Here is a 14,544-nt window from a genome sequence, read left to right as displayed (position 1 = left end):
CTTAGACCCACTCTTGGTCAGGGGGTGGGGCCCGTCACCACGGCCAGGACCTCGTTCAGTTCGACCTGCTGGCCGACCTTGACCGGCAGTTCGGTGAGGACTCCGGCGGCCGGCGCCGCGATCTTGTGCTCCATCTTCATCGCTTCGAGCCACAGCAGTGGTTGGGCCTGGGTGACCTCGTCGCCTTCCGCGACCGCTATCCGGACCACGGTCCCGGGCATCGGCGCGAGCAGGGAGCCGGGGGTGACCTGGGTGGACGGGTCGGTGAACCGGGCCACCGGGGTCAGTGCCACCGGGCCGAGCGCCGAGTCCACGCAGACCAGATCCGGGTAGGTCGCGACGGCGAAGTCCCGGCGGACGCCGGCGACCTCCAGGGTGACCTTGCCGGCGTCGGCGGCGAGCAGGCGGACGCCGGCGAAGCCGTCGGCCACCAGGCCTGAGCGGGTGTGCCGGTAGCTGACCGTGTGGTCGCCGAGTTGGGAACGGTAGGTCTTGTGCTGTGGCTGGGACGGCACGTTCCGCCAGCCGCTGGGGACGTCGGACTTACGGGAGTCCGCGTCCGCCAACGCCGCGACGAGGGCCGCGAGCTCGACTGTGTCCTTGTCCGCGAGGGGTTCCGCGAGCGCTGCCAGGCCATGGCGGTCCAGGAACGCCGTGTCGGTGTTGCCGGCGAGGAACTCCGGGTGCCGCAGGACGCGTACGAGCAGGTCACGATTGGTGGTCAGGCCGTGGATATGAGCTCGTGCCAGTGCCCCGGCCAGGCTGAGCGCGGCTTCCGAACGGGTGGGGGCGTAGGCGATGACCTTGGCGAGCATCGGGTCGTAGTGGACGCCCACGACCGAGCCGTCGGTCACGCCGCTGTCCAGTCGCAAGCCGTGTGACGGCACCGCGAACGAGGTGGTCACGCCTGGCACGGACAGGTGATGGAGCGTTCCACTCTGCGGGCGCCACGACTGCGCCGGGTCTTCGGCGTACAGGCGGACCTCGATCGCGTGGCCGGTCGGGTCCGGCGGCGCGGCGGCGAGGCGTTCCCCTTGTGCCACAAGCAGTTGCAGCCGGACGAGGTCCAGTCCCGTGGTGCACTCGGTGACCGGGTGCTCCACCTGCAGGCGGGTGTTCATCTCCAGGAAGTAGAACCGCCCCTGCTCGTCGGCCAGGAACTCGACCGTGCCGGCGCCGACGTACCCGATGGCGGAAGCCGCCGAACGGGCCGCGTCGAACAACTCCGAACGCATCCCCGGAACACGCGAGACCAGCGGGGACGGTGCCTCTTCGATGACCTTCTGATGCCGCCGCTGGATGGAGCACTCACGTTCGCCCACCGCCCAGACCGTGCCGTGTAAGTCCGCCATGATCTGGACTTCGATGTGCCGGCCGTTCTCCAGGTACGGCTCGCAGAACACCGTGGAGTCACCGAACGCGGACTGGGCTTCCGATCGGGCCGCCGCCAGTTCGGCGGGCAGTTCGGCGGCCGAGTGGACCACCCGCATCCCCCGGCCGCCGCCACCGGCCGACGCCTTGACCAGCACCGGGAACGACTCCGGATCCTCCATAGAGGACAGTACGGGCACGCCGGCCGCGGCCATCAGCTCCTTGGCCGCGATCTTCGAGCCCATCCGGGCGATGGCCGACGGCGACGGGCCGATCCACACCAGCCCGGCGTCGATCACGGCCTGGGCGAAGTCCGCGTTCTCCGACAGGAAGCCGTAGCCCGGGTGGACCGCGTCGGCCCCGGCCCGGCGGGCAGCTTCGACGATCAGGTCGGCTCGCAGGTACGTGTCACTCGGCGCGTTCCCCGGCAGGCGCACGGCGGCGTCGGCCTCATGCACGTGCGGAGACGAGGCGTCAGCGTCGGAATACACCGCCACACAGCCGATGCCGAGCGAACGGCACGTGCGGAACACCCGGCGGGCGATCTCCCCACGGTTGGCGACCAGAACACTCGTGATCATCGCTCTCACATCACATTCTGAAGACGCCGAAGCCGTCCGCGCCGGCGACCGGCGTGGTGTGGATCGCGGACAGGCACATGCCGAGCACGGTCCGGGTGTCGCGTGGGTCGATCACGCCGTCGTCGTAAAGCAGGCCGGACAGGAACTTCGGCAGCGACTGGGCTTCGATCTGGGACTCGACCATCGCGCGCATGGCGGCGTCCTGATCCTCGTCGTACTCCTGGCCGCGGCTCACCGCCGCCGCCCTGGCCACAATGGACAGTACGCCGGCCAGCTGCTGCGGGCCCATCACCGCGGACTTCGCCGACGGCCACGCGAACAGGAACCGTGGGTCGTACGCGCGGCCGCACATGCCGTAGTGCCCGGCGCCGTAGGACGCGCCCATCAGGATCGAGATGTGCGGCACCTTCGAGTTGGACACCGCGTTGATCATCATGCTGCCGTGCTTGATGATCCCGCCCTGTTCGAAGTCCTTGCCGACCATGTACCCGGTGGTGTTGTGCAGGAAGATCAACGGGGTGTCGGTCTGGTTGGCGAGCTGGATGAACTGGGCGGCCTTCTGCGACTCCTCGCTGAACAGCACACCGCGCGTGTTCGCCAGCACGCCCACCGGATATCCGTGCACCCGGGCCCATCCGGTCGCCAGGCTCGTGCCGTACAACGGTTTGAACTCGTCGAAGTCCGAGCCGTCGACCACGCGGGCGATCACGTCCCGTGGGTCGAACGGGATCTTCAAGTCGCCTGGCACGATCCCGAGCAGCTCCTCCTCGTCGAACAGCGGCGGGACAACGAGTCCAGGCTCCTGACCGCGTTTGCGCCAGTTCAGCCGGGCGACGATCCGCCGGCCGATCCGGATCGCGTCCTGCTCGTCCACGGCGAAGTAGTCGGCCAGGCCGGACGTGCGGGCGTGCATCTCGGCACCGCCCAGCGACTCGTCGTCGGACTCCTCGCCGGTGGCCATCTTCACCAGCGGCGGCCCGCCGAGGAACACCTTCGACTGGCCCTTGACCATCACGACGTGGTCGGACATGCCCGGCACGTAGGCGCCGCCCGCGGTGGCGTTCCCGAACACCAGGGCGATGGTGGGGATGCCGGCCGCGGACAACCGGGTGAGGTCACGGAACAGCCGGCCGCCCGGGATGAAGATCTCCTTCTGGGACGGCAGGTCCGCGCCGCCCGACTCGCCCAGGTTGATCAGCGGCAGCCGGTTCTCCAACGCGATGTCCATGGCGCGGAACGTCTTCTTGACCGTCCACGGGTTGCTCGACCCGCCGCGCACGGTCGGGTCGCTGGCCATGATCACGCACTCGACGCCTTCGACCACGCCGATCCCGGTGACCACGCTGGCGCCGACGGTGTAGTCGCTGCCCCACGCGGCCAGCGGGGACAGTTCGAGGAACGGCGAGTCCGGGTCGATCAGCAGCTCGACCCGTTCCCGGGCCAGCATCTTGCCACGCTTGCGGTGCCGCTCCACGTACTTGGGCCCGCCGCCCGCGATCGCCTTGGCGTACTCCGCGTCCAGGTCGGCCAGCTTGCCGAGCATCGAGTCGCGGTTCGCGGCGAAGTCGTCAGCCGAAGTATCCAATGTGGACTGCAACAGCGTCACAGCAGCGCCTCCGGGATGTCCATGTGCCGCGACCGCAACCATTCGCCGACGGCCTTGGCCTGCGGGTCGAACCGCGCCTGGGCCGCTACCCCGTCCCCGAGCAGCCCGCTGACCACGAAGTTCAGCGCGAACAGGTTCGGCAGCACGTGCCGGGTCACCGGCAGGTCCGCGGTTTCCGGCAGCAGCAGCCGGAACTCGTCGACGGTCAACGTGTTCGCCAGCCAGCGCCACGCCGCCTCGGTCCGCACCCACACGCCGACATTGGCGTCGCCGCCCTTGTCCCCACTGCGGGCGCCCGCGACGAGTCCCAAGGGGACGTTCCGGGTCGGCCCGGACAGCGGTTCCGGCAACGGCGGCGCGGGCACAGGCTCCAGCTCACGGACCTCCGGCGCCGGGGGGATCACTGTGCGCACACCGTCCACAACGGTCAGTTGCTCGACCAGCTTGGCGTCCACGTACCCAGGGGTGAACAGGCCGAACGGCGACGCGTCCCCGGGCGGCGCGGTCACGTGGAAGCCTGGGTAGCTGGCCAGCGCGATCTCGACCGCCGCGCTGGAGAACGCCCGGCCGGCGACTTTCTGGTCCGAGTCCTTGACCGCGCAACGCAAGAAGGCGCTGGCCTCCTCCTGCACAGCCGCGTCCGGGTGGTCGGTCCGGGCCAAAGTCCACCGGACCTCGGCCGGCGGCCGGGCCGCGAACGCCTCGGTCATCTGCTCCTTCACCAGCTCGGCCTTGGCCTCGATGTCGAGACCTGTCAGCACGAACACCATCTCGTTGCGGAACCCGCCGAGGGTGTTCAGCGACACCTTCAGCGTCGGCGGCGGCGCCTCCCCACGAACCCCGCTGATCCGCACCCGGTCAACGTCCTCTTGGGACAGTGACACGGTGTCGAAGCGGGCGGTCACGTCCGGGCCGGCGTAGCGAGCGCTGCCGATCTCGTACAGCAGTTGCGCGGTAACGGTTCCGACTGTGACAGCGCCGCCGGTGCCCGGATGCTTGGTGATCACGCTGCTGCCGTCGGCGTTGATCTCGGCGATCGGGAAGCCCGGATGCCGGATGTCGTGCTCGGCGAAGAACGCGTAGTTGCCGCCGGTCGCCTGGGCGCCGCACTCGATCACGTGCCCGGCCACCACGGCCCCGGCCAGCTGGTCGTAGTCGGCCGGACCCCAGCCGAAGTGGGCGGCGGCCGGACCGACGACCACCGAGGCGTCCGTCACCCGCCCGGTCACGACCACGTCCGCGCCGGCTTTGAGGCACTCCGCGATGCCCCAGGCACCCAGGTACGCGTTGGCGGTCAACGGTTTGCCCAGCCCCAGCTCGTCCACCCGGCCGATCAGGTCGTCCCCTTCGACGTGGGCGATCCTGGCGGTCAGGCCGAGCCCCGCGGTCAGTTCACGCAGGGCGTCGGCGAGGCCGGCCGGGTTCAGGCCGCCGGCGTTGGCGACGATCTTGACGCCGCGGTCGAGCGCGAGGCCGAGGCCGTCCTCCATCTGCCGCAGGAACGTCTTCGCATAGCCCCGCCGCGGGTCCTTCATCCGGTCCCGGCCGAGGATGAGCATGGTGAGCTCGGCCAGGTAGTCACCGGTGAGCACGTCCAGCGGCCCGCCCGTGAGCATCTCGCGGACAGCGCCGAACCGGTCCCCGTAGAACCCGGAACAGTTGCCGATCCTGATCGCCGACATGGCTGCCAGCATGCCAGCCGGGATGAAAACAAGCAAGCATGCTTGTTTTATTCGTGGGCGGTGCTCGCCCGACCTGGGCCGGGCAGGCCGGCGAACGCCTGGGCGATGTCCAGCCACGCGTCCGCATCCCGGCCGTCCGCCTTCAGGTTCGTGTCCGCGCGGTGCCGGCGTTGGGTGGCCACCAGGCAGAAGTCCAGCGCGGACCCGACGATCCGCTGGGCCGCGTCAGTCGGGCCCCAGGCCCATGTCGAGCCGTCCGGGGCGGCGAGTTCGACCCGGATCTCCTCGGCCGGCGGGGTGCGGCCGTTGATCGTGAACGCGAAATCCCGCGTACGGACCGAGATGTGCGCGACGTGTCGCAGTCGGACGGTGGCGGTCCGCTCGACGCCGAGCGCGTCCGCCACGTCGAGACCGTGCGCCCACGTCTCCATGAGCCGTGCGGTGGCCATGGACATCGGGCTCATCGGCGGCCCGAACCAGGGCAGCTTGGTGCCGGCCGGGACCTTCGCCAACGCCTCCACCAGGGCGATCCGGCTCACCCGCCACCACGAAAGCAACTCGTCCGGGGCACGAGCGGCGCCTTGCGCGGCCGCCGTGTCCACGAACGCGGTGGGCGCCTTCAGTGCCTGCGCCAGGATCGCCTGAAACGCGACCTGGTCGGTCGCGGCCACCACGGACGCCTCATCGGTCCAGGCCAGGTGGGCGATCTGGTGCCCGATCGTCCAGCCGGCCGCCGGCGTCGGTGTCGCCCACCCGTCCGCCGGCAGGCCGACCACCAGGGACTCCAGTGCGTCGCCTTCCGCCCGAAGGTCGTCCAGCAGGCCGAGTAGCTGCGTCGACATCCGCCCAGCGTGCCACCCGGAAGCAAAACAAGCAAGCGCGCTTGTTTCACTGCCTGGACACTATTCGGCCCTGTTCGAAAGGTCTGTCGAAGCCGCTGGCCAGCCCCTACCTTGGGGCGTGGGCACGCCCGGTGAATGTCCCCCAGACCCATTCGCCGGGCGCGTCCGTTACTGGGATCGCTGGTACCACGCCGCCATTCGGAGCACGCCGAGATCGTCGAACCGGCGCCCGCTGATCTGCAGCCCGATCGGCTGCTTCTCGGTGGTGAACCCGCAGTTCACCGACACCGCCGGCTGGCCGGACATGTTGTACGGCACCGTGAAACCGATGTGCTCGAACGGCTTGGCCGGATCGTTCACGGGCGACGCCCACTCCGCCGGGAACGCCTGGGTCGGCGAAGTCGGCGACAGCACGAAGTCGAACCGCTCGGTCGCCCGCAGCGCACTCGCCCGCATCGCGTCGATCTGGCTGAATCCCCGGTACACGTCGACCCCGTTGGTCTCGGCGCCGGCCCGCGCCCACTCAAGGATGTACGGCAGCACCCGCTCCCGCCGCTCGGGCGCGAACTTGACCAGGTCGGACCACAGCCGGGTGCGCCAGAACAGGTCGAGCCCGTCCAGCATCTCCCTGGTGACGAACGGATCCAGCGGCTCGACGACCGCACCCGCCGCGGCGAACGCGTCCGCGACGGCACGCACCGCCGCGGCGATCTCCGGCTCGACGGCCAGCCCGACACCCGCGTCCAGGTGCAGGCCGATCCGCACGCCGGTCGGGTCGACGTCCAGGGACTGCCACGGGATGTCGCTCGGCGGCAGGCTCATGTGATCACGCGGATCCGGCTGCGACAGCACACTCATCAGCAGAGCCGTGTCCGCGACCGTCTTGGTCATCGGGCCGGCCACGCGGCCGATGTACGGCGGGTCCACGGGCACCCGGCCGAAGCTGGGCTTCAGCCCGACCAGACCGCAGTACGCGGCCGGCAGCCGGACCGATCCGCCGATGTCCGTGCCCACGTGCAGCGGGCCGTACCCGGCAGCACCGGCGGCCCCGGCGCCCGCGCTCGACCCGCCTGGAGTCCGCTCGGTGTCCCACGGGTTGCGGGCGGTCTGGTGGAAGCTGGACAGGCCGGACGTGAGCATTCCGTAGTCCGGCATGGTCGTCTTGCCAAGGAGCACCGCGCCGGCCTCGCGGATGCGCGCCGCCGCCGGAGCGTCCCGCACGGCCGGCACGAGCTCGGTCGCGGCACTGCCCAGGGGAATCGGAACGCCTTCGGTGGCGATGTTCTCCTTGAGGGTGATCGGGACGCCGTCGAGCGGCCCTTGTGGACTGCCGGACCGCCAGCGTTGCTCAGACTCCTTCGCGGCGGTCCGCACGGCCGCCGGGTCGTGCTTGTAGAACGCCCGCAGTTCGGGCTCCCGCGCCTCGATCCTGGCCAGCACGGCCTCGGCCACTTCGACCGGGGACAGGTCACCGGACCGGTACCGGGGCACCAGGTCCACCGCGGCCACATCCGCCAGCTCAGTCATGCTTTCTTCCCCTCGGGTGGTTCGAACCGTCCGTCGACCGCGGTCCAGCCGCCGTCCACGGCCAGCACCGCGCCTGTCACGAAACTAGCCGCGTCGGACGCCAGGTACACCACGGCTCCCGCCATCTCCGACGGCTGCGCCCAGCGACCGAGCGCACCCTTGTCCGCGTACGCCTGGTACCAGGCGGGATCCGCTTTGATCTGCGCGGTCAGCGGCGTCTCCACGACACCGGGCGCGATCGCGTTGACCCGTACGCCGTGCCGCCCGAACTCCACGGCCGCGGTCCGGAACAGCTGCACCAGCCCGGCCTTGGTGGCCGCGTACACGCTCTGGCCAGGTTCCACGGTCGTCCCGCGGATCGACGAGAACCCGATGATGCTGCCGCTGCCACGGGCGACCATTCGCCTGCCGAACGCACGCACGACGTCGAAAGTCGCGCCCAGGTTCAACGCGACGACCCGGTCGAACTCGGCCCGCGTGTACTCAAGCAAGCGCTTGCGCACGTTCATTGCGGCCGTGAGCACCACGACATCCGTGTCCCGGTCCGCGAGGCGTTCGACTGCGTCGGGGTCGAGTACGTCGATCTGGTACGCCTCGGCGCCGATGGCCGACGCGGTCTCCTCGGCGGCCCCAAGGTTGACGTCCGCGCACACCACCGAGGCCCCGTGGGCCGCGAGCGCGAACGCCGACTCGCGGCCGATGCCGCTGCCGGCGCCGATCACGACCGCGTTTCGACCGTCCAAACGGAACAGTTGGGTGTAGTCGGTCATGCCGGCCGGATCACCGCCATCCTGGTCACGGTCAGTTCCTCCACGGCGAACCGCGGGCCCTCCCGGCCGATGCCGGAGTCCTTCACGCCGCCGTACGGCATGGTGTCCGACCGGAAGCCGGGTACCTCGTTGACCACGACCGCGCCGACCTCCAGTTCGTCGATCGCCCGGAACGCGGTCGCCAGCGAACGGGTGAACACCGAACTGTTCAGCCCGTACCGGGACTCGTTCACCAGAGCGAACGCTTCCTCCACTGTGGACACAGTGCGCAAGCACACCACCGGCCCGAAGATCTCCTCGACCCAGCACGCCGCGTCCTCGGGCACGTTCAGCAACACGGTCGGCTGGATCACGCCGCCGTCAAGCCCGCCGCCGGCCAGCACCCGCGCGCCCGCGGAAACGGCGGCGTCAACCCATTGCAGCACGCGTTTCGTGGACCGTTCGTCGATCAACACGGAAACCCGGGTCACCTCGTCGCGCGGATCGCCGGTCACGACATCACCGAGCCGGGCCTGGAGTCGGTTCGTGAACTCGTCAACAACCGACTCGACGACAATGAGCCGTTGCACCGAGATGCACGCCTGCCCGGACGCGTAGAAACCACCGCGCAGCACGGCGTCCACGGCCGCATCCAGGTCAGCGTCCTCAGCGACGACGAGAGCCGCGTTGGAACCCAGCTCCAGCAACGTCTTCCGCGGCGCCGCGGCGCGGGCGATCTGGTGGCCGACCGCCGCCGAACCCGTGAACGACACGGCACCGACCCGCGAGTCGGTCACCAACGCCGAACCGACCTCGGCGTCACCCGTGACCAGCTGGACGAACGCAGCCGGCGCACCCGCCTCGACAGCCGCCTGCCGGACCAAGTGGACCAGCCACAGCGTTGCCAACGGTGTCGAAGGCGCGGGCTTGCACACGACCGGGCAGCCGGCCGCGACCGAGGGCGCGATCTTGTGCGCCGCGAGCAGCAACGGGTAGTTGAACCCGGCGATGCCGACGACGACCCCGATCGGCCGCCTGGTCCAGAAGCCAACCAGCCCGTCCCCGGACGGCAGCAGGTCCAGCGGCACGGTCTCGCCGTGCAACCGGGCGACCTCCTCGGCCGACGCCTGCAAGGTGACGATGGTCCTGGCCACCTCGTTGCGGCAGTCCACCAACGGCTTGCCGGACTCCAGCACCAGCAACCGTTCGAACTCGGCGCGGTGCTTCTCGATGGCCTGCCAGGTGTCGGTCAGGATCTGCCGGCGAACGCGCGACGGCAGAGCCGCGACCGCGGCCTTGACCGCCACGGCTTCGTCGATCGCTTTCACCGCCAGTTCACTGGTGCCTTCCGGGGCTTCGGCGACCGCGCTTCCGTCGTACGGGAACGTGACCGGCCGGGTGGCCGTCGGTATCCACTCGGCTCCGATCGGGAGTCCGGGCGGGTAGGGCGGGTCGAACATCATGATCCCTCCTGGAACCTCGCCAGCGCACCGCGGAGCGTCGGAGCCGCGGCGATCAGCTCCCGCGTGTACGGGTGCGCCGGCCGTTGGTAGACCTGCTCAACGTCCCCCAGCTCGACGATCTCGCCGCGGCGCAGCACCGCGACCGTGTCGCAGACGCGTCGGACCACCGAAAGATCGTGGGACACAAAGACGAGCGTGAGGTCGTAGCGTTCGACCAGATCCACCAGCAGGTCCAGGATCTGGGCCCGGACGGACACGTCGAGCGCGCTGACCGGCTCGTCCGCGACGAGCACCTTGGGATGCGGCGCCAGGGCACGGGCGATGGAGATCCGCTGCCGCTGCCCACCGGAGAACTGGTGCGGATACCGGGCGGCGGCGTCCTGCGGCAGGCCGACCGCGTCCAGCAGCTCCCGCAGCCGACCGGCCCGGTCGTCGGCGCGGCCCAGCGGCTCGCAGATGATGTCCTTCACCCGCATCCGCGGATCCAGCGAGCCCATCGGGTCCTGGAAGACGATCTGCAGCTCGTCCCGGAGGAACTTGAGCCGCCGTTCCGGCAGGTGGTCGATCCGGACACCGCGGAAGGAGATCGTCCCACCGGTCGGCCGGTCCAGCGCGGCCAGCAGTCTGACCAATGTGGACTTCCCGGAGCCGGACTCGCCGACGATCCCGAACCGCTGCCCGGCCATGACCTCGAAGGACACCCCCTTGAGCGCCGCCATACCCTGGTAGTTCCGCCGAAGGTCACGAACCTCAATCAAGGGACACCGCCAGCAGGTGTTCGGTGTACTCGTGGCTCGGGCTGGTGAACACATCCTGCACGGGCCCGGACTCGACGATCTTCCCGTCCCGCATGACCATCACACGTTCGCACACCGAGGCGACCACGGCCAGGTCGTGGGTGATGAACAACAGGGCCTTGTCGTCGGTGGCGGCCAGGATCAGCTCCAGGATCTGCTTCTGCACGGTCACGTCCAACGCCGTGGTCGGCTCGTCGCAGATCAGCAGCGAAGGGTCGTTGGCCAGCGCCATGGCCAGCATCACGCGCTGCCGTTGCCCACCCGAAAGCTGGTGCGGATACGCCTTCGCGGCCCGGTCCGGGAGCTGGACGAGATCCAGCAGCTCGGCGGCGGCTTTCGTGGCGTCGCGCCGGTCCGGGCGGGTCCGGTGCACGAGCATGGCCTCGGCGACCTGCTTGCCGACCCGCATGGTGGGGTTGAGCGCGGTCATCGGCTCCTGGAACACCATGGCCATATCCCGACCGCGCGACCGGGCGAGTTCCCGTTCCCTGGCGCCGACGATCTCCTTGCCGTTGAGCCGGATCGACCCGCGCACGGTGAGTTCGTCGGACACCAGGCCCATCACCGCGGACGCGGTCAACGTCTTGCCGGACCCGGACTCGCCGATCAGCCCGACCCGTTCCCCAGGCTCGATCTCGAACGACACGTCGTCGACGAGCCAGTCGCCGTCGACGGACACGGTCAGGCTCTGCACAGTGAGCACGCTCATCGGTGGCCTGCCAGTTTCGGGTCAAGGCGATCCCGTAGCCCGTCGCCGAGCAGGTTGAAACCCAGCACCGCGACGGCGATCGCGATCCCCGGCACCAGCGCGAGCCTGGGCTGCACGGCGAGCAACTCCTGCGATTCCTGCAACATCCGCCCCCACGACGGCGTCGGCGGCCGGGTGCCGAAGCCGAGGAACGACAGCGCGGCCTCGGAGAGCACGGCGATCGCGAACGACACCGAGCACTGCACGATCAGCAGCCCGCCGATGTTCGGCAGGACGTGTCTGGCCGCGATCGCCAGCCGTGGCCTGCCGGCCGCGCGCGCCGCGAGCACGTACTCAGTGCTCATCACTTGCAGTGTCCCCGATCTGGCGATTCGCGCGAACGACGGAACCGTCGCGATGCCGATCGCGATCATCGCCGTGAGGGTGTCGGCGCCGAACACCGCGCCGAACATGATCGCCAGCAGCAGCGCGGGGAACGCCAGCAGCAAGTCGTTGACCCGCATAACGAACTCACCGAGCCAGCGCGGACTCATTCCGGCAAGGATCCCCAACGGGGTGCCGATCACCGCGGCCACACCCACCGCGACAACACCGACGTAGAGCGTGGTCCGGGCGCCGACCATGATCTGGCTGAGCAGGTCGCGGCCGAACTTGTCGGTGCCGAGGACGTGGTCGCCGGTCGGGCCGAGCAGCCGGATCGCCGCGTCCACCTGCAGCGGGTCGTGCGGCGTCCAGGCAAAAGACACCAGTGCTGCGACAACCACGAGTCCGACCAGGATCGCCCCGGTCCCCAGCGTTCTCATCGGGACCTCCGCAGCCGTGGGTCGATCGCGGTGTACAGCACGTCCACGACGAAGTTCACCAGCAGCGCCGCGACCACCAGCACCAGCACGATTCCCTGAACTGTCAACAGATCGCGGGAGGCGACCGAGTCCAACAGCATGCTTCCCAGGCCAGGCAACACGAACACCCGCTCGACCACCACCGCGCCGATGAGCAACGTCGTCAACTGCAACCCCAGGACCGTCACCACGGGCACAGCCGCGTTACGCAGTCCGTGGCGCATCAGCGCTTGCCACGGCAGAAGACCTTTCGCTCGCGCGGTCCGCAGATAGTCCTCGCGCAAGGTGTCCAGCACCGCCGAACGCACGTAGCGGGTGAGCACCGCGCCCTGCACAAGTCCCAAGGACAACGCCGGCAGGACCAGCCCACGGACGAACTCGCCGAAGTCCTGGTTCGGCGGTGTCCAGCCACCGGACGGCAGCCACCGCAACTGCACGGCGAAGATCTGCACCAGCAGGATCCCGGCGAGGAAGGCAGGCACGGCGACACCCAGCTGGGACAGCCCGGAAACGACTGCCCCACTGGCTTTCCGGTGCCGTGCCGCCGCGAACGTCCCCAACGGGACCGCGATAAGCACCGCCACCACCGTCCCGGCGCCGACCAGCCACAGCGTCACCCCGAGCCGGTCGACCAGTTGCGGCCCGATCAGGTCACGGGTGACGTACGACCGCCCGAAGTCCCCGGTGAACACGTTGCCGATCCAAGAGAAGTACTGCGTCACCAACGGTCGGTCGATCCCGAAGTCATGGCGCGTCTTGGCAACCAGATCGGGAGTGGCGTTCACGCCGAGCGCGACCTGCGCCGGGTCGCCGGGCAACACGGCCATGAACAGGAAGACCGCGACCGACGCGACCGCGACGCTGACGACGAAGATCGCGGCTCGGCGGGCTATCCGGAGGGTCATGCGGCCCGCCCCAGGCCGCTCAGGTCGAACGACTCGTTCACCTGGTTGGTCACCAGTCCGGTGACCTTGCGCTTGGCCACCACCAGGTTCGGGAACAGGAACAGCCAGTCGGCGGCGGCGTCCGCGTTGAGCGTCCGCGCCACCTCCTTCATGGCCGTGACCTGGTCGGCGGGTGTTCCCGTGTCGCCCTGGGTGATCAGCTGCCGCACCTTGGGACTGTCGTATCCCCAGTAGTACTTGGGACTGTCGAACGTGACGATGTCCCTGGCCTCGACGTGCTGGATGATCGACATGTCGAAGTCGTGGTCGGTGAAGACCTGCTTGAGCCAGACCGCGGGGAAGTCCAGCGGCTCGATGCGCACGCTCACCCCGACGTCGGTCAACTCCGACGCGACGACCTGGGCCGCCGACAACGCGTACTGCAGGTTCGGGATCCGCAGTCGCAGCGACAGGTGCCGGCCGGCAAGCAACGCCCGCGCTTTGGCCGGATCGAAGGGATAGACGTTCGACAGGTCCTCGTACCAGGGGTCCGTCGGCGGGACCATGCTGCCGATCAACGTGCCGCGGTTCGCCGCGACCGTGGCCATGACCGCCTTCCGGTCGATCGCGTACGTCAACGCCTGCCGGACAGTCTTGTCGTTCAGCGGCGCCTTGGCGTTGTTGAACGCCAACGTGACCTCGGAGTTCGTGGTGCCCTGCACGACCGTGAACCGGTCGTCCGACTCGAACTGCGGGATCGAGTCCGGCGTGGTGACCGCGGAGATCACGTCGATCCCGTTGCTCAGCAAGGCGTTGTTCAGCGCGGTCGGGTCCTTGAAGTACTTGAGGTACACCGTGGTGTACACGGGTTCGCGGCCCCAGTAGCCGGGATTCGCGCGCAGCACGATCGAGTCACCGCGCTTGCGGCCGGCGAACACGTACGGGCCGGTGCCGACCGCGGTGTTCGCCAGGTCGGCCACCCCGCTCGGGCTGAACATCGCGCCGACCCGGGTGGTCATGTCGAACAGCCAGTTGTTGCTCGGCCGCTGCAACACCACCCTGACGTGGTCCGGCGCCAGGACCTCGACGTGGTCCACCACGTCCATTTTGGACTTCAACGAGATGGTCCAGTCGCTCTTCACCCGGTCGAGGGAGAACTTGACGTCGGCCGCGCCGAACGGCTGGCCGTTGCTGAACCGCACGTCCGGCCGCAGGTCGAAGTCGTACGTCCGCTGGTCGTCGCTCACCGTCCAGGACCGGGCCAGCAACGGGACGATCTTGCCGGTGGCGTCCAGTTTGACCAGGCCCTCGTACACGTTGGTCAGCAGGACCTGCGGGATCGCGGCACCATCGGCATGGGTGAAGTCCAGGTTGGCCGGTTCCGCGGTGAACCCGATCGAGATCGCGTCCGGGTCGTTCGGGGCGGACGCGGACGACCCCGCCGAACATCCCGCGACCAGCGCGGCAACGGCCACCATCGCGACAACTGCC

Annotated in this window: 12 protein-coding genes; all 12 read right to left on the bottom strand. The window is 69.4% G+C overall.

Annotated elements, in window-relative coordinates:
• Positions 1–17 precede the first annotated feature (17 nt).
• The 12 genes from EV192_RS23515 to EV192_RS23460 all read right to left on the bottom strand — a co-directional run bounded on the left by EV192_RS23515 (position 18) and on the right by EV192_RS23460 (position 14,531).
• Entirely contained in the window at positions 18–1,952 is a 1,935-nt protein-coding gene (locus EV192_RS23515) for an acetyl/propionyl/methylcrotonyl-CoA carboxylase subunit alpha (protein WP_132118860.1), read from the bottom strand.
• Positions 1,953–1,962: 10 nt separating this feature from the next.
• Positions 1,963–3,558 carry an acyl-CoA carboxylase subunit beta gene (locus EV192_RS23510; protein ID WP_132118858.1) on the bottom strand — a complete coding sequence of 532 codons (1,596 nt, stop codon included), beginning with the start codon at positions 3,556–3,558 and terminating at the stop codon, positions 1,963–1,965.
• Entirely contained in the window at positions 3,555–5,240 is a 1,686-nt protein-coding gene (locus EV192_RS23505) for an acyclic terpene utilization AtuA family protein (protein ID WP_132118856.1), read from the bottom strand. Before EV192_RS23505 ends, EV192_RS23510 begins: the two co-directional genes overlap by 4 nt.
• Before the next feature lie 47 nt (positions 5,241–5,287).
• Positions 5,288–6,082 carry a TIGR03084 family metal-binding protein gene (locus tag EV192_RS23500; protein WP_132118854.1) on the bottom strand — a complete coding sequence of 265 codons (795 nt, stop codon included), beginning with the start codon at positions 6,080–6,082 and terminating at the stop codon, positions 5,288–5,290.
• A gap of 168 nt (positions 6,083–6,250) precedes the next feature.
• Positions 6,251–7,609, bottom strand: coding sequence for an amidase (locus tag EV192_RS23495; RefSeq protein WP_132118852.1), 1,359 nt, complete (start codon positions 7,607–7,609; stop codon positions 6,251–6,253).
• Positions 7,606–8,379: an SDR family NAD(P)-dependent oxidoreductase gene (locus EV192_RS23490; RefSeq protein WP_132118850.1), complete on the bottom strand. Its 774-nt coding sequence runs from the start codon at positions 8,377–8,379 to the stop codon at positions 7,606–7,608. The genes EV192_RS23495 and EV192_RS23490 overlap by 4 nt, the downstream gene beginning before the upstream one ends.
• Positions 8,376–9,818: an aldehyde dehydrogenase family protein gene (locus EV192_RS23485; protein ID WP_132119762.1), complete on the bottom strand. Its 1,443-nt coding sequence runs from the start codon at positions 9,816–9,818 to the stop codon at positions 8,376–8,378. The genes EV192_RS23490 and EV192_RS23485 overlap by 4 nt, the downstream gene beginning before the upstream one ends.
• Complete coding sequence (locus tag EV192_RS23480; RefSeq protein WP_243727019.1) at positions 9,818–10,540, bottom strand: ATP-binding cassette domain-containing protein; 723 nt, start codon at positions 10,538–10,540, stop codon at positions 9,818–9,820. The genes EV192_RS23485 and EV192_RS23480 overlap by 1 nt, the downstream gene beginning before the upstream one ends.
• A 31-nt stretch (positions 10,541–10,571) precedes the next feature.
• Positions 10,572–11,327, bottom strand: coding sequence for an ABC transporter ATP-binding protein (locus EV192_RS23475; protein ID WP_132118846.1), 756 nt, complete (start codon positions 11,325–11,327; stop codon positions 10,572–10,574).
• Positions 11,324–12,130 (bottom strand): ABC transporter permease, encoded by an 807-nt coding sequence (locus EV192_RS23470; RefSeq protein ID WP_132118844.1) that lies wholly within the window; start codon positions 12,128–12,130, stop codon positions 11,324–11,326. The genes EV192_RS23475 and EV192_RS23470 overlap by 4 nt, the downstream gene beginning before the upstream one ends.
• Positions 12,127–13,074, bottom strand: a complete 948-nt coding sequence (locus EV192_RS23465) for an ABC transporter permease (RefSeq protein ID WP_132118842.1) — start codon at positions 13,072–13,074, stop codon at positions 12,127–12,129. The genes EV192_RS23470 and EV192_RS23465 overlap by 4 nt, the downstream gene beginning before the upstream one ends.
• The gene (locus EV192_RS23460) at positions 13,071–14,531 is read right to left on the bottom strand and encodes an ABC transporter substrate-binding protein (protein ID WP_132119760.1); all 1,461 of its coding nucleotides are present in this window, start codon (positions 14,529–14,531) and stop codon (positions 13,071–13,073) included. Before EV192_RS23460 ends, EV192_RS23465 begins: the two co-directional genes overlap by 4 nt.
• Positions 14,532–14,544: the final 13 nt, after the last annotated feature.

The sequence above is a fragment of the Actinocrispum wychmicini genome (assembly GCF_004345645.1).
Taxonomy (GTDB): domain Bacteria; phylum Actinomycetota; class Actinomycetes; order Mycobacteriales; family Pseudonocardiaceae; genus Kibdelosporangium; species Kibdelosporangium wychmicini.
Note: the sequence above shows the minus strand (reverse complement) of the source record. Positions and strands in the feature narration are given on the sequence as shown.